General features: G+C 50.3%; 19 protein-coding genes and 1 riboswitch. Of the genes, 18 read left to right on the top strand and 1 reads right to left on the bottom strand.

Annotated elements, in window-relative coordinates; all coding sequences use genetic code 11:
* Positions 1 to 58 precede the first annotated feature (58 nt).
* The 14 genes from GWK09_RS02595 to GWK09_RS02530 all read left to right on the top strand — a co-directional run bounded on the left by GWK09_RS02595 (position 59) and on the right by GWK09_RS02530 (position 18,440).
* Positions 59 to 2,149, top strand: coding sequence for a HEPN domain-containing protein (locus GWK09_RS02595; RefSeq protein WP_163691448.1), 2,091 nt, complete (start codon positions 59 to 61; stop codon positions 2,147 to 2,149).
* Positions 2,142 to 2,906 (top strand): uroporphyrinogen-III C-methyltransferase, encoded by a 765-nt coding sequence (cobA, locus tag GWK09_RS02590; RefSeq protein ID WP_163691447.1) that lies wholly within the window; start codon positions 2,142 to 2,144, stop codon positions 2,904 to 2,906. The genes GWK09_RS02595 and cobA overlap by 8 nt, the downstream gene beginning before the upstream one ends.
* Positions 2,906 to 3,487, top strand: coding sequence for a precorrin-2 dehydrogenase/sirohydrochlorin ferrochelatase family protein (locus GWK09_RS02585; RefSeq protein ID WP_163691446.1), 582 nt, complete (start codon positions 2,906 to 2,908; stop codon positions 3,485 to 3,487). Before cobA ends, GWK09_RS02585 begins: the two co-directional genes overlap by 1 nt.
* 93 nt (positions 3,488 to 3,580) lie before the next feature.
* Positions 3,581 to 3,688: riboswitch (SAM riboswitch) on the top strand.
* Between the two features lie 76 nt (positions 3,689 to 3,764).
* On the top strand, positions 3,765 to 4,766 hold the full coding sequence (locus GWK09_RS02580) for a homocysteine S-methyltransferase family protein (RefSeq protein WP_163691445.1): 1,002 nt from the start codon (positions 3,765 to 3,767) through the stop codon (positions 4,764 to 4,766).
* Between the two features lie 71 nt (positions 4,767 to 4,837).
* Positions 4,838 to 7,498 carry a methionine synthase gene (metH, locus tag GWK09_RS02575; RefSeq protein WP_163692486.1) on the top strand — a complete coding sequence of 887 codons (2,661 nt, stop codon included), beginning with the start codon at positions 4,838 to 4,840 and terminating at the stop codon, positions 7,496 to 7,498.
* Between the two features lie 10 nt (positions 7,499 to 7,508).
* Complete coding sequence (gene metF / locus GWK09_RS02570; protein WP_163691444.1) at positions 7,509 to 8,462, top strand: methylenetetrahydrofolate reductase [NAD(P)H]; 954 nt, start codon at positions 7,509 to 7,511, stop codon at positions 8,460 to 8,462.
* Between the two features lie 60 nt (positions 8,463 to 8,522).
* Entirely contained in the window at positions 8,523 to 9,620 is a 1,098-nt protein-coding gene (locus tag GWK09_RS02565; protein WP_163691443.1) for an acyloxyacyl hydrolase, read from the top strand.
* Positions 9,621 to 9,625: 5 nt separating this feature from the next.
* Entirely contained in the window at positions 9,626 to 10,399 is a 774-nt protein-coding gene (locus GWK09_RS02560; RefSeq protein WP_163691442.1) for a head GIN domain-containing protein, read from the top strand.
* A 3-nt stretch (positions 10,400 to 10,402) separates the two neighbouring features.
* Positions 10,403 to 11,479, top strand: a complete 1,077-nt coding sequence (locus GWK09_RS02555) for a serine hydrolase domain-containing protein (RefSeq protein ID WP_163691441.1) — start codon at positions 10,403 to 10,405, stop codon at positions 11,477 to 11,479.
* Positions 11,480 to 11,677: 198 nt separating this feature from the next.
* Entirely contained in the window at positions 11,678 to 12,448 is a 771-nt protein-coding gene (locus GWK09_RS02550; RefSeq protein ID WP_163691440.1) for an outer membrane lipoprotein-sorting protein, read from the top strand.
* Positions 12,449 to 12,499: 51 nt separating this feature from the next.
* On the top strand, positions 12,500 to 15,532 hold the full coding sequence (locus GWK09_RS02545; protein ID WP_163691439.1) for a WD40/YVTN/BNR-like repeat-containing protein: 3,033 nt from the start codon (positions 12,500 to 12,502) through the stop codon (positions 15,530 to 15,532).
* A gap of 168 nt (positions 15,533 to 15,700) precedes the next feature.
* On the top strand, positions 15,701 to 17,038 hold the full coding sequence (locus tag GWK09_RS02540; RefSeq protein ID WP_163691438.1) for a Gfo/Idh/MocA family protein: 1,338 nt from the start codon (positions 15,701 to 15,703) through the stop codon (positions 17,036 to 17,038).
* Between the two features lie 55 nt (positions 17,039 to 17,093).
* The gene (locus GWK09_RS02535) at positions 17,094 to 17,471 is read left to right on the top strand and encodes a hypothetical protein (RefSeq protein WP_163691437.1); all 378 of its coding nucleotides are present in this window, start codon (positions 17,094 to 17,096) and stop codon (positions 17,469 to 17,471) included.
* A gap of 99 nt (positions 17,472 to 17,570) precedes the next feature.
* On the top strand, positions 17,571 to 18,440 hold the full coding sequence (locus tag GWK09_RS02530; RefSeq protein ID WP_163691436.1) for a pirin family protein: 870 nt from the start codon (positions 17,571 to 17,573) through the stop codon (positions 18,438 to 18,440).
* 30 nt (positions 18,441 to 18,470) lie between these two features.
* Here GWK09_RS02530 and GWK09_RS02525 read toward each other — a convergent pair whose 3' ends face one another.
* Positions 18,471 to 21,134: a DUF5916 domain-containing protein gene (locus GWK09_RS02525; RefSeq protein ID WP_163691435.1), complete on the bottom strand. Its 2,664-nt coding sequence runs from the start codon at positions 21,132 to 21,134 to the stop codon at positions 18,471 to 18,473.
* A gap of 307 nt (positions 21,135 to 21,441) precedes the next feature.
* Between GWK09_RS02525 and GWK09_RS02520 the strand changes: the two genes are divergently transcribed.
* From GWK09_RS02520 to GWK09_RS02505, 4 genes are read left to right on the top strand one after another with little or no spacing between them, the layout of a single operon-like run.
* Positions 21,442 to 22,140 (top strand): hypothetical protein, encoded by a 699-nt coding sequence (locus GWK09_RS02520; RefSeq protein ID WP_163691434.1) that lies wholly within the window; start codon positions 21,442 to 21,444, stop codon positions 22,138 to 22,140.
* A 13-nt stretch (positions 22,141 to 22,153) separates the two neighbouring features.
* Positions 22,154 to 22,579, top strand: coding sequence for a DUF3052 domain-containing protein (locus tag GWK09_RS02515; protein ID WP_163691433.1), 426 nt, complete (start codon positions 22,154 to 22,156; stop codon positions 22,577 to 22,579).
* A 10-nt stretch (positions 22,580 to 22,589) separates the two neighbouring features.
* A complete protein-coding gene (locus tag GWK09_RS02510) occupies positions 22,590 to 23,336 on the top strand; it encodes a sulfite exporter TauE/SafE family protein (RefSeq protein ID WP_163691432.1) in 747 nt (248 codons plus the stop codon).
* 60 nt (positions 23,337 to 23,396) lie between these two features.
* Positions 23,397 to 25,259, top strand: a complete 1,863-nt coding sequence (locus tag GWK09_RS02505) for a DUF4139 domain-containing protein (protein ID WP_163691431.1) — start codon at positions 23,397 to 23,399, stop codon at positions 25,257 to 25,259.
* The last annotated feature ends 66 nt before the right edge of the window (positions 25,260 to 25,325 follow it).

Genomic DNA, 25,325 nt, shown 5'->3' with positions numbered 1-25,325 from the left:
ATCTCAAGGCATATTTTTTTGGCTTAATAACCTATAAAAAAGATAGGAATAATAGATAATGAAAAGTTTCAGGACGGAAATAGAGGATCCGATAGTTGAGCAGGATATTCTGGACCTGGAAGCCAGGATCAGGGCTTTCAAGGGAGGAGAAATACAGGAGGAAAAATTCAGGAGTCTTCGCCTGGCCAGAGGGGTGTACGGACAGCGACAACAAGGGGTTCAGATGGTGCGGATCAAGATCCCTTACGGTAAGCTCAATGCTGCCCAGCTGACCCGGATCGCCGATGTGGCCGATGAATATTCCACAGGTAGGCTCCACATCACCACTCGCCAGGACATACAAATCCATTATGTGGACCTTGAGAGAACTCCTGAGCTATGGGCCGAACTCGAAAAGGACAAGGTGACCATGCGCGAAGCATGCGGCAATACGGTACGGAATGTCACCGCCAGTGAACTGGCGGGCATAGACCCCGAAGAACCTTTTGATGTTTCCCCCTACGCCCAGGCTCTCTTTGAATATTTTCTCAGAAATCCCGTAGGTCAGGAACTCGGTAGAAAATTTAAGGTCTCGTTCTCATCATCGGAATCAGATACAGGCTTGTCTTACATGCACGACCTCGGTTTTATCGCCAAGGTCTCAGAGGGCGTAAAGGGGTTCAAAGTGATGATAGGGGGTGGACTCGGGTCACAGCCAAGACAGGCCGATGTACTCTATGAATTCCTGGAAACAGACCGTATCATCCCCTTGATGGAAGCCGTATTGAGGGTGTTCGACAGATTCGGGGAGCGGAAGGTAAGAGCAAAGGCAAGAATGAAGTTCCTTTTGAAAGAGCTCGGTCTGGATGAATTCAGAAAGTTACTGGAAATAGAAACCAGGGCCGTTCCTTTCTCCGTATTCTCTATCGAAGGGAATGAGAATACCCATAAGGACAGGAACCTAAAAAATGCACCTGAATCGCCCGTACAGGATCACCTCCTTTACGAGCAATGGCAGAAGACAAATGTGGTAAACCAAAAACAAAAAGGGTCTGTTGCGATCGGTATCAAGGTGTTCCTGGGCGATTTCTATACACACCAGGCCAGGTCCCTCGCAAAGTTGATTCATTCCTATGCCGGAGATGAAATCAGGCTGACCCTGAGGCAGAACATCCTTATCCCTTTCGTCCCCGTTGCCTCCTTGCCTTTCTTTTACAATGCACTGAAGCAGATGGGATTGGCCGACCCCGGATATAATACCTCAGCAGATATCACAGCCTGTCCGGGGACAGATACCTGTAACCTCGGTATTGCCAGCAGTACGGGGATCGCCACCGAACTGGAACGCATCATCAGGGAAGAGTACCCCAACTATGTGAATAATTCGGATATAGTGATTAAGATCAGTGGCTGTATGAATGCATGCGGGCAGCACAGCATGGCACATATTGGTTTTCAAGGCATGTCGATAAGGACTCCCGACAAAAGGGTCGCACCCGCTTTACAGGTATTATTGGGAGGTGGTAACCTGGGAGACGGTCGCGGTGTCTTTGCTGACAAAGTATGTAAAATCCCCAGTAAGAGGGGGCCGGATGCCCTGAGACAGGTTTTGGACGATTACGAAAAGAACGGAAAAGGCCAGCCCTATCACTCGTATTATGCGCAAAAGGGACAAATGTATTTCTATGACTTACTCAAGCCTCTGCTGGACACCCAAAATCTAAGACCCTCAGATTTTGTGGATTGGGGAGCTTCCGAACGATATGAAAAAGCGATAGGCGTAGGGGAGTGTGCAGGGGTGATCATAGACCTCGTATCCACCTTATTTCTGGAAAGCGATGAAAAGTTGGCCCAGGCGCAGGTTGCTTTGGAGGAGGGAAGATGGGCAGTAAGCATCTATTATTCTTATAGTGCACTGATCAATACCGCAAAGGCCCTGCTCACGGCCGAAGATGTGAATACAAATACCCATATGGGGATCATTCAGGAATTTGATGCCCTTTTCATCCGGACGCAAAGAATTGAATGGATGGAATCCTATGAGGATTTTGTGTTGAAAATTAACCAGGAGGCCCCGGGAGCCGGTTTCGCAAACTCCTACTTCCGAGAGGCAGGGGATTTTATCAATCGGGCCAAGGAATACCGCAAACAGGAACTCAACCATGCATAGCCTCAGAAAACTCACCCTTGTCGGGGCCGGACCGGGCGATCCGGATCTTATCACCCTCAAGGGGATTAGAGCTCTGAAAGCTGCGGCTGTCGTACTCTACGATGCCCTGGTACACCCTGACCTTTTGGGATATGCCCCTTTGGCGGAACACATTTTCGTGGGAAAGAGAAAGGGGTGCTATGCCTACCAGCAGGACCAGATCAATGAGCTCATCGTGAACAGGGCGAATTCTCACGGACATGTAGTACGTCTCAAAGGGGGGGATCCGTTTGTTTTTGGTCGGGGTTCGGAGGAAGTGGAATATGCTGTAAGACACGGTCTGGAAGTAACCGTAATTCCTGGGATATCTTCGTGTATCGCGGTTCCTTCGGGCCAGCATATACCTGTGACCAAACGCGGTGTATCCAAGAGTTTCTGGGTGATCACAGGGACGACAAGCAAACACGAATTGTGTAGGGATATCGCACTGGCCGCCAGGTCATCTGCCACCGTGGTGATCCTTATGGGTATGGCCAAACTCAAAGAGATCGTCGGTACATTTTCCCGGGAAGGTAAATCCGACCAGCCCGTGGCAGTCATCCAGAATGGAACCCTCGCCAACGAGAAGGTAGGCACAGGCACGATAGGGACCATCCTTGAAGTGGTCGAACAGGAGCAATTGAGTAATCCGGCGATTATCGTGATAGGAGAAGTGGTAAACCACAGAGATCAGCTACTCAGGCTCCAACAGGAGTATAACTCTGAAATCCTTGTCTGATGGAACGAAATAATCTCTACCCCATTTTTTTAAAGACCAGCCAGCTCCACATACTGATTGTAGGGGGAGGCTACGTGGCGGAGGAAAAGCTGCATTTTCTGTTGAAATCGAGCCCGGATGCCAGGGTGACGATGGTAGCCCCATTTTTTAGGCCTGAGACTTCCAGGATCGCTGACCGGCATCAGGTCCGTAGGATAAAGGAGCCTTATCATCCCGAGCACCTGGATGGGCAACACCTCGTGATCGCCACTACCGATGATCCCCAGGTGAATCTACAGGTATACAATGATTGCAGGCAGCGTCACTTGCTGGTCAATGTGGCAGATAACCCACCTCTCTGCGATTTTTATATGGGCGGAATCGTCACCAAGGGCCACGTGAAGGTCGCTATTTCCACCAATGGGAAATCCCCCACCACCGCCAAGCGCCTGCGTCAGTTCTTCGAGGCCATCCTTCCCGAAGATATCAGTCTGCTCGTCCAGAATCTGCACGCCTACAGGAAGACTTTGGGAGGCAGTTTTGAGGACAAGGTGGTTAAGATGAATGAGATCACGCGTCCTCTGGTTGAGGATCAAACCTGATCGTCCTCGTCCTATTCCTGTAAAAATTGGAATAATTCCTTGTAAATGACCGCGGAGTAGATTTTCTTTGTGGTGTTCATTCATACATTGAAAACGTTATCAAGAAAGGCGGAGGGACTAGACCCTGTGAAACCTTAGCAACCCTTTAACTCCTAAAGAAGGTGCTACATTCTATCGCGCTGCGTGCGGGACAGATAACTCTCGATCGGGAATCCTGATCTCCCTCTCTCTTGATATATCATTTTTTGACTTCCCGAAAGGGGTTAATTTCAGTACTATGGCGAAATTAGAGGATATATTGCAAGAGAGGATACTCGTCCTGGACGGGGCCATGGGAACCATGTTGCAACAGTACCGTTTTGGCGAATCCGATTTCAGAGGGGATAGGTTCACCGACTGGCCCCATCCCCTGCAGGGAAATAACGACCTCCTTTCCCTTACCCAGCCCCAGGCCATCAGGGAGATCCATACCAAGTATTTTGAGGCAGGAGCTGACATTGTCGAGACCAATACCTTTTCCGCTACCTCCGTGGCTATGGCAGACTACCACCTGGAGGCCTATGTGGCTGAGATGAACAGGGAATCGGCCAGGATCGCCAGGGAGGTGGCCGATGAATTCACAGCCCGGGAACCTCACAAACCGCGCTTTGTGGCCGGCAGTATAGGGCCAACGAATAAGACGGCCAGTATGTCTCCGGACGTCAACGATCCGGGATTTCGCGCCATTTCCTTCGAGACCCTCCGGCTAGCGTATTACGAACAGGCATCGGCCCTTTTGGAAGGGGGAGCGGATATCCTGCTGGTTGAGACCATCTTTGATACCCTGAATGCCAAGGCCGCCCTCTTCGCCATAGAAGAACTCAGGGAAGAGAAGGGGATACCCATCCCCGTGATGATAAGCGGGACGATCACCGATGCCTCCGGCAGGACCCTCTCTGGCCAGACAGCGGAATCCTTCCTGATCTCTGTGTCCCATATCCCATTCCTTTCGGTTGGTTTTAACTGTGCCCTTGGCGCGAAACAGTTGGTTCCCCATTTACAGGTCCTCTCGGCCAGGACAGACTATCCGGTATCAGCCCATCCCAATGCTGGGTTGCCCAACGCCTTCGGGGAGTACGACCAGAGTCCGGCTGAAATGGCCTCCCAGATCAGGGAGTATCTGGAGAAAGGTCTCGTGAACATCGTAGGAGGATGCTGTGGGTCGACGCCCGAACACATCCGCGCGATCGCAGACATGGTAAAGGAATACAAACCCAGAAAATGCTCCATACCTGCGTGAAGAATTCACCTTCCCATAAAGTAAATGCCGGCACCCTCAATGAAGGGCCGAACTCTGTGGATTTCAGGCCCATGAAGCTTTCGGGTCTTGAACCCCTGGTCATTACCCCGGAAAGCAATTTTGTCAACGTAGGGGAACGCACTAATGTGGCCGGTTCCCGACAATTCCTCCGCCTGATCAAGGAAGGCCGGTTCGATGAAGCAGTAGAGATCGCCAGACACCAAGTGGAAGGAGGGGCCCAGATCATTGACGTGAATATGGACGATGGGCTCATAGATGGGAAAGAGGCCATGGTGAAGTACCTCAACCTGCTTATGGCCGAACCCGATATCGCACGGGTCCCGGTCATGATCGACAGCTCCAAATGGGAGATCCTGGAAGCCGGCCTTAGGGTGGTGCAGGGAAAATGTGTGGTGAATTCCATCAGCCTTAAAGAAGGGGAGGATGAATTCACCAGGCAGGCAAAGTTGATCAGGCGCTATGGTGCCGCTGTTATCGTGATGGCCTTTGACGAAAAAGGGCAGGCGGATACCTATGACCGACGTATCGAGATCGCGAAAAGGTCCTATGATATCCTCGTGGAAAAGGTGGGGTTTCCCCCTGAAGACATCATTTTTGATCTGAATGTATTTCCGGTGGCCACGGGGATGGAAGAGCACCGGAAAAATGCGGTCGACTTCATCGAAGCGACCCGCTGGGTCCGCCAAAACCTTCCCCACGCCAGCGTGAGCGGGGGCGTGAGTAATATCTCCTTCAGTTTCCGGGGGAATAATACCGTGCGGGAAGCCATGCATTCCGTCTTTTTGTACCATGCCATCAAGGCCGGGATGAATATGGGGATCGTGAACCCGACCCTGCTTGAGGTCTATGACGATATCCCCAAAGACCTGCTGGAATACGTGGAGGACGTGATCCTGGACCGAAGAGATGACGCCACAGAACGATTATTGGATTTTGCCGAAAGGGTGGTGGGGAAGTCCAGGCAAAACCAAAAGGACCTGAGTTGGAGGCAGCTGCCCCTGCAGGACCGCATCACCCGTGCCCTGGTGAAGGGAATAGACGAATACATCGAGGTGGATGTGGAAGAAGCAAGACAGCAGGCCACCAAACCCATTGAGGTGATCGAAGGCTACCTGATGAATGGTATGAATGTAGTTGGTGACCTTTTCGGCAGCGGAAAGATGTTCTTGCCCCAGGTGGTGAAGTCGGCCCGGGTGATGAAAAAGGCCGTAGCCTACCTCACCCCTTTTATAGAAGCGTCAAAGGAAGCCTCCCAAAGGGGCAAGGCGGGAAAGATCCTCATGGCCACCGTAAAGGGCGACGTACACGATATCGGCAAGAACATCGTAAGTGTGGTGCTCGCCTGCAACAACTACGAGATCATAGACCTGGGGGTGATGGTTCCCCCGGAGAAGATCATACAGCAGGCCAGGGAACACCAGGTGGATGTGGTGGGGTTAAGCGGCCTTATCACTCCCTCTCTGGACGAGATGGTCTTTCTGGCCAAAGAAATGGAACGACAGCAATTCAGGGTCCCCCTGCTGATCGGCGGAGCCACCACGAGTAAGGCACATACGGCGGTGAAGATCGATCCCGAATACATGTCGGCCGTAGTCCACGTAAACGACGCTTCACGGGCGGTAACCGTGGTAGGAGACCTCCTCCAAAAGGAAAGATCGGACGCCTATAAAAAGGGAATAAAGACGGAGTATGCCGACTTCAGGGAGAAATTCCTGGAAAGGGGGAGGAAGAAGGAATATATTCCCCTTGGGGAGGCACGGAAAAACAAATTAAAGCTGGCCTGGGATTCTGCTGTGATCGAGGAACCGAAAATGCCGGGCAGGCACGTCTTGACTGAGGTAGACCTCGGCCTGCTCAGGCCATTTATCGACTGGACTCCCTTTTTCAGGAGCTGGGATCTTCACGGGAAATATCCGGACATACTTAAAGACCGGGTTGTGGGGGAGCAAGCCTCCAGTTTGTTTGCGGATGCCCAGAGAATGTTGGATAAACTCATAAGGGCACGGGGATTGCAAGCAAAGGCCGTCTTCGGGCTCTTCCCCGCAAATTCAGTAGATGACGATGATATAGAAGTGTACCTAGATTCGGAGCCTGAACCCGCAGTTTTCCGGACCCTCAGGCAGCAGTCTAAAAAGAAGGTAGGGGTGCCCCATCTGGCGCTTGCGGATTTTATCGCTCCGAAAACCACGGGGATCAGGGATTATATAGGCTGTTTTTGTGTGACCGCGGGATTTGGGACAGACACCTGGGTGAGGAAGTACGAAAAGGACCTGGATGATTACAGTGCCATTATGGTAAAGGCTCTGGCAGACAGGCTCGCTGAGGCCTTTGCTGAGTACCTTCACAGGGAGGTAAGGACCAAATATTGGGGTTATGCGAATGGAGAAACCTTCTCCAACGACGAACTGATCAGGGAGAAATACCGGGGGATCAGGCCCGCACCTGGATATCCTGCCTGCCCGGACCATCTTGAAAAGAAGACCCTGTGGGATATCCTCGAGGTAGAAGATGTGATCGGAGTAAAACTCACCGAAAGCCTGGCCATGTACCCGGCCGCCAGTGTAAGCGGCTATTATTTTGCCCACCCGGAATCCCGATATTTCGGTCTGGGGAAGATCACGGCCGACCAACTGGAGGATTTCGCCCGCCGAAAGGGGATCTCTCTGGAAGAAGCCCGGAAATGGCTGTCACCCAACCTGGCAGAAGAATAAGTATGATAGGATGAAAGTAACAGAACACATAGCCAATGCAAAAGGGGAGACTTTGTTCTCCTTTGAGATCATCCCGCCCATCAAAGGCAGGAGTATACAGGAGTTGTATGACAATATAGACCCCCTGATGGAATTCAAGCCGCCCTTTGTGGACGTGACCACCTCACGGGAGGAATACGTGTACATAGATCGCGACGGGTTACTCGACAAAAAACTCACCCGCATGCGCCCGGGAACGGTGGGCATCTGTGCCTCCATCATGCACAAATACGATTTGGACGCGATTCCACACGTGCTTTGTGGGGGGTTTACCCGGGAGGAGACGGAATACCTGCTGGTGGATTGTCATTACCTGGGCATAGACAACGTCATGGCCCTCAGGGGGGATGCCATGAAGGAGGAAAAATATTTTGAACCTACTCCTGGAGGTCATCAGTATGCCTCGGACCTGGTCAGGCAGATACGCAATCTCAATTCGGGCCAGTACCTGCACGAGGTCATAGAAACGGATAGCTGCTCCGATTTTTGCATAGGGGTCGCAGGGTACCCGGAGAAGCACATGGAAGCTCCTTCCATAAAGACCGATTTGAAATGGCTTAAGAAAAAAGTGGACCTGGGGGCTCATTACATCGTCACCCAAATGTTTTTCGACAACCGCAAATTCTTTGATTTTGTAGCTGCAGCCAGGGAGATCGGCATTGATGTGCCAATCATTCCGGGTATCAAGCCTATAGCCGTCAAAAGGCACCTTCAACTGCTCCCTCAGGTATTCCGGATCGATCTGCCTCAGGACCTGATAGATGCCGTGGAGAAATGCAGGGATAACAAGGCTGTGAGGCAGGTGGGCATAGAATGGGCCATTGCCCAGTCCAATGAATTAAAGAAGGCCGGTGTGCCTGTGCTGCACTACTATTCCATGGGTAAAAGCGACAATATCCGGGAGATCGCCAGGGCCTTATTTTAATGGAAATCAAGAAAGGGCTGAGAGATACACCAGCCGATTAATTCCTATTTTTACGCCCGGATGAAGAACTGGCTCCTTCTTATTGGTCTGCTATGCCTTAGGGGAGGGATCTCCCAGGAAGGCGAGACCCCTGAATTGTGGACTCTGGATGCTACCCCTTTTTACGGCTCCATCCTCCTGCACAATACGGATATCTCACACCTGATCCGGAAACACCCCTCCGGGATCATCCTCGGATTCAGCAAGCAGACCTTCGGGCACAAAGGGTGGGAGGGACGATTCAATTATCCGGATACAGGCGTCTCCCTCGTTTACCAGGACATGAACAACGGAACCCTGGGTGTCAATCTCGGGGTCTATTTGCATTACAATTTCTATCTGCTCAATCGGAATCTCCAGTTTCGTATTGGTCAGGGGGTGGCCTACAATACCAATCCCTATGACAAGGAGGAGAATTTCAGGAACAATGCCTACGGTACCCACCTGATGAGTTCCACCTTCCTCGTTTTTAATTATCTGAGGCCCAACCTTTTCAGAAACCTTGGAGTGAAGGCGGGTATCTCCCTCATTCACTATTCCAATGCCAACGTAAAAGCACCCAACACTTCCACCAACACCTTTGCCTTCAATGCAGGGGTGGTCTACGATCTCAAGGGCGACAGGCAAACTCCCTTTCTCGAAGCAGTGGAAGAGCCTATAGAGGAACCGGTCAGGCTGAACCTGGTATTCAGGACGGGGATTAACGAGAGTGATGTCATCAACTCTGGTCAGTTCCCCTTCTACATCCTCTCGGCCTATGCAGACAAAAGGCTGGGCAGGCTGAGTGCCATACAATTAGGTGCGGAGGTGTTCTATTCCAACTTCCTGAAGGAACTTATCCGTTTTCAGTCGATCTCCTTTCCGGAATTGAATGTAGATGGAGACACGGATTTCAAAAGGGTGGGTCTCTTCCTGGGGCATGAATTGTTCATTGACAAACTCAGTGTGATCACCCAGTTGGGATACTATGTGTATTACCCCTTCGATTTTGAGGGACAGGTATACAACCGGGTGGGGGTGAAGCGCTATTTCGGGGATCGCTGGTTTGCGGCATTAAGCCTCAAATCCCACGCGGCTAAGGCCGAGGCTGTGGAACTGGGCATAGGGATCAGGCTATAACAGATATGGAAAAGGGAAGAATAGTACATCGTTTGCTTTGGATCGCTTTCATGGGGGTGATGCTCTGGGGTTGCAACGGAGAAAATGTGCCCGATTGTTTTCAGAATGCAGGAGATATCGTCAGGGAAGAGGTAGAGCTTCCTTGCTTTCGGAAGATCACTGTTTTCGAGGGGGTACAACTCATTCTGGCCTCAGGGGTTGAGCAGCAGGTCCTGGTGGAAACGGGGGAATACCTGAGGAAGGAAGTGACTGCGACGGTGGAAGGTGACAGGTTGGTTCTTAGAAATGAGAATAATTGCAACCTCTTCAGGGAATACGGAATCACAAAGATCTACGTGACTTCACCTGATATCGACGAGGTCAGGAGCAGCACGGGCTGGACAATCGCCAGTGAAGGAACACTCACCTTTCCCAATCTCGCACTTATCTCGGAAAGCTTCAACAACCCGGAAACGGAGACCACGGATGGTGCTTTCGACCTGGATGTGGATGCCCAGCAGGTCAGCGTGGTCGCCAACGGGATCGCCTATTTCCGGCTCCGGGGTGCAACCCAGCTATTTGCTGTCACTATTGCTGCAGGCGATTCCAGGATCGAAGCCGAAGAGCTCCTGGCCCGGGAAGTGGAGGTCAACCACAGGGGAAGCAATGACATACTCGTGAACCCCCAGGAGATTTTGAGAGGTGTGATCCGGGGTACGGGTGATGTGCGGAGTTATAATCGGCCCGACTCGGTTTCCGTGGAGGAGCTCTTCCGAGGTAAGCTGATCTATATCGACTGAGGTATGCGCTTTATCACTGATTTTTTCAAAACGCTTTTTTCGGCTGCATCCAAGCAGGAAAATGTGAATTCTGCCCTGCTACTGGACTCTTCTTTTCAGGAGCTGGTGGACGAAAGGAAAGTACCGGGGATGGCCCTTACCGTCCTGCATAGTGGGAAGACCCTCTATCAAAAAGGCTTTGGCTATGCCGACCTCGAAAAAAGAATACCGGTCGATCCCCGGAAAACCCTCTTCAGGATCGCCAGTGCGTCCAAACCTCTTGCGGCCATGGCGCTGGCCAGGATGGTTGCCGATAAGGAGATCGACCTGGACGAATCCCTTTACACCTATGTTCCTTATTTTCCGAAGAAAGAATACGACTTCACCCTCAGGCAGCTGGCAGGACACACCGCAGGCATCAGGGGTTACAAAGGGAGGGAATACGCCCGGAACGAGTCCTTGTCCATTCGGGACAGCCTGGCGATCTTCCAGGATGACCCCCTGCAGTTTAAGCCGGGGACGGGATTCCTGTACAATAGTTTTGACTGGGTCCTTATTTCCCTGGCCATGGAAGAGGTGAGTGGGATGCCTTTTTCAGCTTATGTGAAGGAGAAGGTACTCCGACCCCTGAATATGGAGCATACCTTTGAGGAAACACCGGGAAACCTCCCGGATCACGCCGCCGTCTGTTACACAAGATCGAGATCGGGATTTCGCCCGGCTATCCCAGTCGACAACCGTTACAAGCTGGCCGGAGGAGGGTATCTCTCCACTTCCGAAGACCTCGCCAGGCTGGGGAGGGCCTGTTTGGATGATTCTCTCCTGCCTTCGGAGGTGATGCGAGCTTTTCTCACTGCCCAGGAAGTGGAAGGTCAATCCACCTACTACGGCCTGGGATGGCAGGTGAGCAGGGATGCTGCAGGAAGAGAATTTGTTGGCCATGTGGGAAATGGTGTGGGCGGATACAGTAACTTTTTCGTCTATCCGAAAGAGGAGATTGTGGTATCCCTATTGATCAATTGCACGGATCCCAAGGTACAACATATTATTGATCAGGGTCTTGATCACATGTTTTCCGCGCTAAAGGATTTTTATAACTGATTTTTAAATTCATAGCAAAGGGAATCCCTGTAGCTATATTACGAGCGAAATCTGTTAGGGTAGCACCCAAAAAGGACAGGGTATATCATGTCTGTCCATTTTTTGATTAAATTTTAAATCTTTCTCTGACATTGTGTAACAAACGATGTACTTTTAGTACTTATTCCAAAACCCATTAAATTCATAACACTGAAAAAAATGAAAACAATCAAATGCATACTGGCCATTGCGATCATGGCCCTTCCTTTGATGGGCTCTGCCCAGACCGCCGATGAAATCGTGGAAACTTACTTCGAGAATATCGGAGGGAAGGAAAATTTAAGGAATCTTCAGGGGATGAAGATGACCGCCAAGGTAAACCAGCAGGGCATGGAAATCCCTCTGGAGATCATTCAATTAAAGGATGGCAGGCAGATGACGCTCATCAATTTCCAGGGAAAGGAGATCAAGCAGGGAGTTTTTGACGGAGAGACTTTGTGGAGTGATAATTTCATGACCATGAAGGCCGAGAAGAGCGATGCTGAAACTACAGAGAACTTTAAACTCAACACGAATGATTTCCCCGATTCCTTCCTCGACTACAAGGAAAAGGGTTATACCGTGGAACTCATGGGCACCGAAACCATTGAAGGAACGGAAACCTTCAAGATCAAGTTGGTAAAGGAACCGCTGACCATCGATGGAAATAAGGAAGAAGATGTGAGCTACTATTTCTTCGACACCGAGAATTTCGTTCCCATCTCCGTACAGTCAGAGATAAAATCCGGCCCTGCCAAAGGGATGATCTCTGAGATCACCCTGAGCGATTATCAGGAAGTGGATGGTTTGTACTTTCCATTCTCCATGACCCAGGGAGTCAAGGACCAGGGTTCAAGTCCGTTGACCATCCTCAGCATTGAACTCAATCCTGCCGTAGACGATGCTGCCTTCGCTTTTCCGAAAGAAATGGCCACAGACGAGAAAAAGTAATTTATAAACCACGGACCCTTTGCGAAAAGGGTCCTTTTTTTACCAAGGCGTATGAAACAGACCATATTTTCATTCATGCTGGTGGCGTTGCTGTCTCCTGTTGTGACAGAAGCCCAGGCTACCGGTTCTATAGACGGAAAGGAGTTATTCGGTGATATGACGGCCCGTCATATAGGCCCCGCCCTGATGAGCGGACGTGTGAACGACATCGAAATGCATCCTTCGAACAGCAGGATCCTCTACGCAGGTGCAGCTGGTGGGGGTGTTTGGAAATCCAATGATGCCGGGACTACTTTCAATCCCATTTTTGACGAGTACTGCCAATCCATTGGTGCCATTGCCCTCGACCCCTCAGACCCTGACAATACCATTTATGTGGGAACAGGGGAGACCTGGACCCGCAACTCCGTTTCTATCGGAGATGGTCTGTACCGGTCTAAGGACGGGGGCAGCTCCTGGGAAAAGCTCGGATTTGATAAATCTGAGCGCATAGCCAGTATTATTGTGAATCCACAGGACCCCAATGAGATTTTTGTCGGTGTCCTCGGCGCACTTTGGGGAGATAGCGATGAGAGAGGCGTGTATAAGTCGACCGACGGCGGACTTACCTGGAGCAAATTGCTCTATATCGATCCGAAAACCGGGTGCGCAGATCTCGCCATGGATCCTACCAATCCTGATGTGCTCTATGCGTCCATGTGGGAATTTCGAAGGACGGGTTGGTCCTTTACTTCTGGGGGCAGCAACAGTGCCCTGTACAAGTCCACCGATGGAGGGAACACCTGGAAGAAGATACACAATGGTTTTCCCGAAGGAGACCTCGGGCGTCTCGGAATCGCCGTGGCCCCGTCTAACCCACAGGTACTATACACGGTCATAGAAGCTGAAAAGGACGAACGAAAAGGACTTTACCGAAGTGATGACGGCGGGCTGAGCTGGAGTCAGCTCAATAATGACTTCGGCATTACCGTGAGGCCTTTCTACTTCTCGCGAATCGTCGTGGATCCGAGGGACGAGAACGTGGTGGTCAAAGGCGGACTAAGCGGTTCCATTTCCCGGGATGGGGGGAAGACCTTCAAGAATCTGGGGAATATGCACAGTGATATCCATGACATCGCCTTCAGTATCAAGGATTCCGACATTATGTACGTGGGGACCGATGGGGGTATTTACCGGAGCTGGAACGGGGGCACGACCATGGAGATCGTGGAGAACCTCCCTCTCTCCCAGTTCTACCATATAAGCCTGGATGATGCCACTCCCTATAACGTATATGGTGGGCTGCAGGATAATGGCTCCTGGTATGGTCCTTCTTCCTCCCCCGGTGGGGTGGAGGCACGCGACTGGAATTCAGTAGGGGCCGGGGACGGTTTCAGGGTCTTGAAACACCCGACCAAGAATATCATTTATTCGGAAATGCAGGGGGCTGAAAATGTGTGGAGGATAGATGTGGACCGGCAACTGAGCAAGAGCATCCAGCCGCAACCTTCAAGGGGTGTGGAAAAACTGAGATTCAACTGGAACCCGCCCATGGCCGTCAGCACCCATCAGCCCGATCGATTCTATATGGGCAGTCAGTATCTGCACAAGTCTGAGGACATGGGAGACACCTGGGAGATCATTTCCCCGGACCTCTCGACCAATGACCCGGCCAAGCAGGCCCAGGAAGACTCCGGGGGCCTTTCCATGGACAACTCAGGGGCAGAGAACCATACCACCATCTTTACCATTGCCGAATCTCCCCTCGATGAGAAGATCATCTGGGTGGGCACGGACGATGGCAACATACAAGTCACCCGGGATGGGGGCAGGACATGGACCAATACCGTGGGCAACATCAAGGGGCTGCCGAAGAATACCTGGTGCTATCATATAGAAGCAAGTGTGTTCGATAAAGGGACAGCCTATGCCGTATTTGACGGGCATACCATGAACGATATGACTCCCTATGCCTATAAGACTACGGACTTCGGCCAGACCTGGACGAACATTATCACCGATCAGGTAAAAGGATTCGCCAGGAATATTCAGGAAGACTACGAAGATCCGGACCTCCTTTTCTTAGGAACCGAGTTCGGCCTGTACATCACCATGGACGGTGGTAGTAACTGGAGTAAGTTCACCAACAATATGCCGGCAGTCGCAGTTCACTTTATCGATCTGCACAAAGGGACCAACGACCTGGTCATGGGAACCCACGGAAGGGGCGTCATCATCATCGACGATATATCTCCCCTGAGGGAGCTAGACGAAGAAGTCATGGGCAAGACCCTGCATTTCTTTAAGAATGAACCCACTGTGATCAATGAAAAAAGCTCTTTTGCGGGAAATTTTGGCACAGAGACCCAGTTCGTCGGTAGAAATAAATCAAAGGATGTACTGATCAAATACTACCTGAGTAAGCGGCATACCTTCGGAAAAATGACCATGGAAATACAGGACATGGAGGGGAATACGCTCATGGAACTCGGACCCGGAAAATCAAAAGGGATCAATATTGTGAACTGGTCCTATAACCTAAAACAACCGAAGGTGGCTAAAGGCAAGACCTTCAGTTTCGGAGGATTCACCTCCCCACAGGTCCCGGCGGGTACATACAAGGCCGTGATCACCAAAGGGAAGGAAACCTTTGAGCATACGTTCGACCTGGTATATGACCAGGACAGCCCCCTGTCCGGTGAGGATCGAAAACTCAAGCACGAAGTGACCATGAAGTTATACGACATGACCCAGCAACTTGCCTACCTGGTTTATGAGGTCGATGAACTCATTGCTAAACTCGAGGCAGACAAGGAAAAGAAGACGACCGCCAAGCTCAGGGAGCTGAAGGAAACCCTCGTGGTGACCACCGGGGACAACTATGTGGGCCTGGCTGAACCCCAGCTCAGGGAAAAGCTCGCCGACCTCTACAGCAAGGTGGCATCGAGTTATGACAAACCATCCGCTGCCGATATGGAGAATCTGAGCCTTTTGACGGATCGATTTGACAGTGCGGTTAAAACACTAAATACGCTGAAAAAGAAGATAAAAGGTATAGAAGCCGTGGAACTGATGGACTTCGATTCCTTTCTTGAGGCGAAATAAAGGCACATCAAAGCCAAATAAAGACCACCGTTAAAGCGGTGGTTTTTTTTTGTCCTGCCCCCTTTCTTTGATCGAAATAGTTAACTTTATGACGGTCCTGCTTTGGAGTAGGATAATCCCGGTATACATTCCAGAGCCGGGAGGAACAGATCAACACCTGAACAAATTATGAAAAGACGAGATTTCCTCAAGAACACGGCCGTAGCCTCCTCTGTATCCCTTCTTCCTGCTTCCATGTGGTCCTCTTCCCAGGAAATGGTCCTGCGTACTGCTCATATAGGCGTGGGCGGCATGGGGGCAGAGGACCTCAAATCGATCTCTTCCCACGAGAAGGTCAAAGTGGTTGCCTTATGCGATGTGGATTCAAATAACCTGGAAGCAGCCAGGCAATTGCATCCCGATGCCCGGGGTTTTGCAGATTACCGGATGATGTTCTCCCAAATGGCTGATGAGATCGATGCAGTAATTGTTTCCACCCCTGATCACAGCCACGCCCCGGCCAGCATGCTGGCCATGCAGCTCAACAAACCGGTGTATTGCCAGAAACCCCTGGCTCACCATGTTTCGGAGGTACGGGCGATGAAAAAACTGGCAGATGAAAAGAACCTGATCACTCAAATGGGGATACAGGTGCATTCCTTCTATGATTATAAGCTCGCAACCCTATTGATCCAATCGGGTATCATAGGAAAAGTATCCACAGTCCACGCCTGGTCTCCCAAGAACTGGGGGTATGACGGTCCCAAGCCCACCGGATCGGATCCTGTCCCCTCCAATCTCGACTGGAACCTCTGGCTGGGAACGTCAGCTGACAGGCCTTATAAGGCAGAGGTATACCATCCCATGAACTGGCGTAAGCTGGTCGACTTCGGTTGCGGGACCCTGGGAGACATGGGGGTCCATATCTTTGATACTCCCTATAATGCCTTGGAATTGGACGTTCCCTTCACTGTAAAGAACAAGTGCCGCAAGCCCAATGGCTTTGGCTATCCCGAGAAGAACACGGTAACTTACGAATTTCCGGGGACCCCCTATACTGCGGAGACGCTGAAATGGGTGTGGTACGACGGCAAAGGAGCACCTCCTGGACATAAGGACCTCAGGTTGCCGAACAAAGAGAAACTCCCCTTGCAGGGAGCGATGTTCATTGGGGAAAAAGGCCGGCTCCTGTTACCGCATTTTATGGAGTTGCCAAGGCATATCGTGGATGGAAAATACGTGGAGATCGATGTCTCACCCTTTGTTTCCTCGGGTGAATTGGGAGAACCCGTCAGGGACTATGCCCTTGAAGGCAATAAGCACTACCACCAGTTCGTCGATGCCTGTTTGGGTACGGATACCTGTACGGCCCCCTTCTCCTATGCAGCCAGGTTAACCGAGACCATTTTGCTTGGTGTAATTGCAGGCCGCTTCCCAAATAAGAAGCTCCATTGGGACAGTGAAAATGCCAGTTTCAGGGAAACCAAGGCGAATGAGTTTCTCTCTGGGAATTACCGTGACTTCTGATTTGAGGACTTTCCATTTTTTCAGTATCTTTTAGGGAACTGAAGAATAGAAAAACATGCCTTTTAGAACAATTTGGGAAGAACGCGGGATCAAATGGGAGTTTTACGGGCATGTGACCTCGGCGGAGATCGAAAAGGCGAATGAAACTTTCTTCAGCGACCCTCGCTCAGAAAAAGCCAAATACCAGATCGTTCATACCCTGGAAACTGAAGGCGTGGAATGGCGGCCCATGGAGATGGTGGAGATCACCATGAACGACGTACAAGCCAGCAGGTCAGGGATGCAGCTCAAACTGGCCTATATCGCAGACAATGAACGGATCAGAGAAAAGATCGAGAAATACGTGGCCATGTCTAAAAACCTCAATTCAGAGTGGCAGTTCAAAGGTTTTAGAGATGAGGTATCAGCCCGGGAATGGATCTCGGCAGGATGAACTTGTCTTTCCTTGAGAAGAGTAAATGTCTTAAGTGAAACCTATTTACGGTATTATCCATTTGAGGATTATCGATATCAACATTTTTTAAATTCACCTATGGCTAACAACAAAATGCTGGTCGATGAACGCCAGCGGGATCTCGGGAATTTTATGGTGGGAAGGCTTTTACCTTTCAGGGAGAAAAGGCAGGTAGGACCGTTCACCTTTATCGACCATATGGGTCCGGCTGAACTGGGTCCGGGAAATTATTTCGATGTGAACCAGCACCCACACATCGGGCTCTCCACCCTGACCTACCTGTTCGAAGGGGCGATCGAACACAGGGACAGCATTGGCTCTGTACAGGTGGTCAAGCCTGGTGATGTGGGTTTCATGACCGCTGGCAGGGCCGTGACACATACCGAACGCACCCCGGCACACCTCAGGAATGGGAAGGCCTTTTCCATGCACGGGTACCAGATCTGGGTCGCCTTGCCAAAAGAACTGGAAGAAATGGAACCCAGGTTCGACTATTTTCCGGCCTCAGACCTCCCCAGGTGGCAGGAAAACCACTGTGAGCTCATCCTGGTGGCCGGAACGGCCTTTGGGAGAAAGTCACCTCTGCAGGGGTATTCTCCCCTTTTTATGGTCGACATCAGGGCAGATGAGGACGCCCAACTTGATCTGGGCAAACAGATCCAGGGAGAGGTGGCCTTTGTGATCGTCAAAGGGTCTATCCAATTGGATGGGGAAGAAGTAGGTCAAGGGCAGATGCTTATCAGCAAAACACGGGAAATGTGCACTATGGACCTAGGGAAAGACACCAGGATCCTCCTCTTTGGGGGAGAACCCCTGCAAGAGGAGCGGTATCTGCTGTGGAATTTTGTGTCATCGGACCGCGACAGGCTCAAGGAAGCAAGGAAATTGTGGGAAGAAAGAAAATTTCCGCAGGTACCGGGTGATCAGACCTATATCCCTTTCCCTTAAAAAGTAATTTATTAAGCTGGCCCAGGGGGACTACAGGTTGAACCGGTACGTGGCCTTGATTAGGAAGGTGTTGTTCGCCTTTTGGTTCAGCAATTGGTCGTTGATGATGGCCCCGAAAGAATCGTCCACATTTCCGTTCCCGGTAATACCCTGTGACCAGACGAGGAAAATCTCCGAGCCCGGAATGTATTCCCACCTCAGGACCAGGTTCGATCTGAACTGAACAAAGGCAAAATCGGGGTCCCCGAAGCTGTAATCCACGACTCCATTTCGATCTTCGTCTATTTCATAAATTCCATTATTGAATCGGATCTGGTCATCCCCATACCAACGCACGCGCTCTTCCAGATCGAATGCTGTAGAATTGACAACATAGTTGAAGTCAGAGAAATCAGCCTTAAAAATAAATGGCTGGCCGTAGTACTGCAAGCTGAGGTTTGGGTTGAGGTTATAATTGATCCTCAGGGTCGTACTCAAGGTCTCCTGGTCGATGGCCCCCAGGATATACCTGGACTGTCCTCCAAAATTCTGTTCACTGACATATTGGGTGCGGTTGGGACTCTGAGAGTATTCGGTACTCAGGGAGATACTCAGGGCGTTTATGGGTTGGTAATTTAACCGGAATTCATAATTGTAGAAAGAAAAATTGTTCTGGGTGGCTTGTGAATTGACCGTGCCCGCGATCACACTCAATTTTTTTCGTAGGTCAGTTCCCAAAAATGCGTACCAGTAATTCTCTTCGTTATACCTCCATCGGGGCCCCCCTCTGAGGAATGTATTCGTAAAGATCCTCGGTTTGTGGGCTGCCCCGAAATCGATCAGGTAATTATTGGTGAAGTTGATGAACCCGTTCAATTCATATTGTATGCGATTGTAATTTCCCTGAAAGTCGAATGCAGAAGATAATTCCACCTGAAAATTGGCCTGCCTGAACCAGGATGTAGGTTGGTTGAAGACTCGCCTCAAACTGGCGTATTGCCTGATGTCATCGGCCTGGCGCAAAAAACCAATGTCGTTGAGCTCCAGTTCGGGCGACTTCCAGTATCCCCCGAAATTATACCTCCAGTTCCCCCCTCCGCTTTTTCCGATCTCAAACCGCCCGCCTGTTCCGCTCAAGGATGTCCTGGTCGTATCCACGCTCACATGGCTGGCATCCTCCCGTTGGAAGAGATGGGTAATCGATCTCTGCGTCTGGCTGATGGCTTCCTCATCCCCAAAGACTTTACTAAAAGCTACAATACCCTCTACGTAATACGTTCGGTTCTTCCAGTTATGTCTGAAATCCAAGCCGCCGCTATAGGCATCCTTGTGCAGGAAATCCAGATTTTCTTCCAATTTTCTGTTGGTAGCGGTAAAGATTCCTCCCACATATGAATTCCGGTCGTTGAAATCCTTTTGTACCCTCCCAACCAGGTAATTGGTGAGGGGTTCCACGATTTCTCTTCGCTCCGTACCCATCAGAGGAAGACCGTTGAGGATTTCTGGACGATTGTCTAGTCTGATTTCCGCAAATTCCTTGGCCGTGACACTTTCCAGCAATCCTACAGACCAGCCGTTGGCGGTTTTCCCGCTAAATTTTGCCGCTCCGAGTATGGTTGTAAAATTAGGGACATCGGCATACTCTCCCAGGGCAGAGTTTTCAGTCGTAAATCCCTGTGGCGTCCGCCCTATCCTGCGGGAGAAGAACAGGTTGTCGGGGCCGCCTCCAAGTCCGAAGTCGAATACATTCTTATTCTCGACAAAAAATGGCCTTCGTTCCTGAAAGAAGATCTCAAATCCGTCCAGGGCTATGGCTCCCGGATCCGCATCAACCTGTCCGAAGTCGGGATTGATGGTCAGATCAAGGGTAAGATCATTCGTAATTCCGATTTTAGCATCGAGTCCGCCTGCGAACCTCGAATCACTCCCGTCCCGAAAGGGATTTCCTTCCTGAGCCTCATAGGTGTCTAACTGACTGAGCATATAGGGCTGTATCTCTAATTGTTTCTGTGGGATGAGGCCGATCAAACCTTGTAATTCACCGAATTCGCTTACCCACCCCGGAGGGTTGGCATCTACCGGCTGCCAGACAGATCTTTCCTCATTGTTGAAGTAGCGGCGGGTGGCCTGAAGCCCCCAGATCTGATCCTGGGCTTTGCTGAACCTCAACTGGCTCAGTGGAATTCGGATCTCGGCGGTCCATCCGTCCTCGACGATCTTTGTGCCCAGGAACCAAATGGGATTCCAACTGCTGTCAAATTCCTCGTTATTTGATACGAATTCGTCACTTTTTACACTTGAGGATGAAGCGGTAAAGGAAAAGGCTGTACGGTCATCATTGTAACTGTCGATATTGATCTCTACCCAATCCCCCGGAAAAGTATCCCTTCTTCCCAGTCGGCGTTCTATGGTTTTAGGGTCTTCCTGGAAGCATTTGAAGGCGACATAGAGGTTCTTGTCGTCGTAGAGGATCTTCATTAGCGTTTGTTCCGTAGGGGAAGTGCCCGTATCGGGCGTGAATTCAATAAAGTCACCCGTCCATTCCACCAGATCCCAGACGCCCTCCTCCAGGTCTCCATCGATCTTCGGAGGGGCAGACTCACCTATGGATCTGGTTGTGTACTGCCTTTTTTGTATCGTACTGTCGCGCTGCTGACCGAAACTTTTCAGACATAAGGCAGTCAGGATGCAGACAATCAGAAAAGGATGTCGCATTGGCTAGTCGTTCTATGATAAAGACTCCTAAAAATGGATAGTGTTACAAAATATTCTTCAAATTCTTCATAGGGAATGTTGCCTATCCCGGGTCAAAGAGACCTGCAGGAGTACTGTACACCAGGGGCATCGGCAAATATTCAGTACCTTTAATTTAAAATAATGACAGGTGAATGTAAGTACGCCGACATTTTTGCAGAATAAAGGTATGGAATCTGCGGATTCGATTACAAAAACACGGACGATAGGGAAACGTTTCTCTGGGAGAACGGCGATCGTCTTATGCCTTTTGCTCGTTGCGGGTGTTATGCAAGGCCAGAAAAAAGAATTAAAGAAGGCAGTCCATGCCATTCAGAGCGGATGGCTCAGTGAACTCAATTCAACCCGGAAAAATACACCTCCCTATACCGGGATCAGCGGACTCATGTATAAGGATTCTCTTCTCGTAGGACAGGATGCCATTGAGGGAATGTGGAAACGCCTGAACGGGGAAGACAGAATTTTAAAATACGACACCATCACCTTCTTTCAGCTATACGAAAACCAGATGCTGGTCCACGGGGTCTACACCACGGCCGGGGGAACAAAAATACCCGGAGTGATTGCATGGAAATACGACCAGAGATGGTATAAGGCTTTCGAGGCGGTTGCACCCAAATCAGACAGAATGGGGGACCACAAAACGGAGATCGGACTCCTGCGTTCGTCCTGGGAACTATACGCGAATCAACATCGGCCAGACCTGATCGTGAAGAACATTTTTTCCTCCAAAGGCAAATACTTTTACAGGGGAAAGGTCCATAAGGCCATGGAGATCGCTGAGGCGTATGGATATATGAGGGACAAATCCTATAGTATCAACCTAACCCCGCGAAAGATCATCCCCTTTAATGACCGACTGGTCTGCGAGATAGGTATCTATGATGCAGGGGGCAAGGGACTTTACGTTCTCCTGTGGGGCATGGAGGGTGATGACTGGAAATTGCTTCTCGATTTTAACTTCTAGACCCTGACAGGTGATGAAAGGGATAAATCCACTGGGATATTCGGGAACCCCCCTGGCAAAGAAGCTGGGGATCAAAAGGGGACAGAGGGTAAAACTCTTCCATCCGCCCGAAGGGTATTTTGACCTTTTCGAGGATCTGCCCGATGATTTCGAACTGCTCCCGGAAGAGGATACCGGGATCGACTTTATACACTACTTTGCCCTACAGGCCGATCAACTCGACCGGGACCTTGGGACACTCAGAAAACAGCTGAATCAAACGGGAATGATCTGGATCTCCTGGCCAAAAAAGGCCTCTAAAGTACCCACGGACCTCGACGGGAATGTCGTACGGGACCTTGGACTGAGGCATGGCCTGGTGGATATCAAGGTCTGTTCCGTGAACGAGATCTGGTCTGCCCTGAAATTTGTTATTCCCGTCAGGGATAGAACTGCTTGATCTTCCAAAAATGAAAATAAATACATTTTTCCTCCTCCTGGCCCTTTTTGCAGAGATCCTCGGCACCATAGGAGGGTTCGGCTCCTCAGTCTTCTTTGTGCCCCTGGGAAACTTCTATTTCGACTTTTATTCCGTTCTCGGGTTGACCGCCATTTTCCACCTTTCGAGCAACCTGAGCAAGATCTTTTTATTCAAAAAGGGGTTGAACAAATTCCTGATCCTTTACCTTGGAATCCCCTCGGTAGTCTTTGTCGTCCTCGGCGGCTTCCTGTCCAAATACCTGAACACCTATGTGCTCGAATTCTCACTGGGTATTTTCCTGCTTGGCCTGAGTTTGCTTTTCCTGATCAAAAAGGAACTCATTGTACTTCCTTCCAAGAGGAATTCCCTTCTGGGAGGTGCGATTTCCGGGTTTTCGGCCGGACTTCTGGGTACGGGGGGAGCAATCCGCGGGCTTACCATGGCGGCCTTTAATATGGAGAAGAGCGTTTTCATCGCCACCTCGGCCTTCATCGATTTTATGATCGATTTTACAAGGACCTTCGTCTATTACGAGAATGGTTATATACACGATCACGATCTGATCTACGTCCCTTTCCTGTTACTTATAGGGATCGTGGGTACTTACCTCGGCAAGAGGATCCTTCACTATATCCCCCAGGCCAGGTTTAAAAACCTCTCCCTCCTGCTGATCCTGATTATCGGATTGGTGACGGTCGTCAAATTATTTCTTGAAAACAGGGAGTTGGGCTTTTGATTTATAGGGGAATGGTCCGATATTTGGATATCGGAGCACTGATAATCTAATCACCAGAATATGATATACAGAACCTTCAACGCGCTATTACTCCTGTTTTGCATCCAACTCACCCAGGCTCAGGAGATCAGGGAAATAGAGGTGAAAACCACCGTAAAGGATGTGACAGTTTTTATTGAAGGGGCGCAGATCACCCGGAAAAAAGCCGTAGATGTCCCGGCCGGTACCAGTTTGCTCAGGTTCACTGACCTTTCCCCTTTTATAAATGGGAAAAGCATTCAGCTCAAAGCAGATGGCAATGTGATCGTCCTTTCAGTAAACCCCCAGCAGAATTATATGGAAAAACTGGAGAAGTCGGCCGAACTCCTGAACCTCGAGGCCCAGTTGGAGAAGGTGAGGAATGAGATCAGAAAAGTGCGCACCTACCTCGATATCCTCAATGAGGAGGTCGTCTTTTTACAGGCCAACAAGGTCATAGGCGGCAACCAGACCCTTACGGCCACCACCTTCAAATCGGCCGCGGAGTATTACGGCAGTCAGCTCACCACTTTAAAACTCAAAGAGCTGGAAAGGAAGGCAGAACTGGACGAGCTTTCCGTGAAGGAACGCGACCTGCAAAACCAGGTCAACACCCTGACCGGAAAAAAGGAATACGCCAATGGAGAAGTTCTGGTAAAGCTGGAGGCAAAAAGGGCTGGCAGGACCAACCTGGAACTGTCTTATGTGGTAGGTAATGCGGGCTGGTTCCCCTCTTATGACATACGCTCCACCAATATTGATGAACCCGTTTCCCTCGTATACAAGGCCAATGTAAAACAGGATACGAAGATCGACTGGAAGGATGTGAATCTCAGGCTATCCTCGGCCAATCCCAATATTTCCGGTACCGCCCCCGAATTGCAGACCTATTTCCTGGATTACAATACGCTCCCCCCTGTTTATAATCGGACAGTAACTGAGGTGAGCGGGATCGTCCGTGGACAAGACGGGTATCCTCTCCCTGGTGCCAATATCCGCGTTGCGGGATCGACCATAGGGACACAAACCGACTTTGATGGGCGATACTCGATCAGTGTCCCTGCCAATGCCACCAGTCTGCAATACAGCTATATCGGTTTTGTTACTCAGACCCTGCCCGTGAACCGCTCTGTGATCAATGTAACCCTGATCGAAGATTTTCAGGCTCTTGAGGAAGTAGTCATTGTTGGTTCGGGAAGAAAAGAGAAATTGGCTGTAGAAGATGGCCTTGCTGGTGCGGCGCAAGGTGTTGTGATAAGAGGGGTCAGCACGGTTCCCCTCCAGCAGGTTGAGAAGCAGACGACAGTCGACTTCGTCATAGACCTGCCCTATACGGTGAATTCGGACAACCAGACCTATACGGTGAACATGGCAGACTATGCCCTGCCCGCCCATTACCAGTATTACAGCATCCCCAAGATCGAGAAGGAAGCGTTTCTCATCAGCAGTATTGCCGACTGGGAGAAATACAACCTCCTGGAAGGGGAGGCCAACATCTTTTTCGAGAATACCTTCGTAGGGAAGACCGTACTGGACGTCCGTTATGCCTCTGATACCCTCGACATCTCTCTGGGAAGGGACAAGGCGGTTTCCGTGAACCGGGAAAAGATCACGGATTTTAGTTCTAAGAAGTTCGTGGGTACGAGAAAGGAGGAGTCACGCGCGTGGAAACTCACCGTTAAGAACAACAAATCCAAGCTTGTTAATATCCTGCTACTAGACCAGGTGCCCGTCTCTCAAAGGGACGAGATCAGGGTGGAGGCAGAAGAACTCAGCGGGGGCAAACTCGACTCCACTACCGGAGAGGTAAAATGGGAACTCAGGCTTAACCCTAACGAAGAGAAGGTGCTTACCCTCAGGTATGTGGTAAAGTATCCGAGAAACAGGAATTTGGTTATTGAGTGAGACCCTATAGAGGGATCTTATTTGTCCTTATTTCGATCGAAATACTGTTTTAAAGAAGTATTTAGG

Source organism: Muriicola jejuensis (assembly GCF_010671595.1).
GTDB classification, from domain to species: Bacteria; Bacteroidota; Bacteroidia; order Flavobacteriales; family Flavobacteriaceae; genus Muriicola; species Muriicola jejuensis.
Note: the sequence above shows the minus strand (reverse complement) of the source record. Positions and strands in the feature narration are given on the sequence as shown.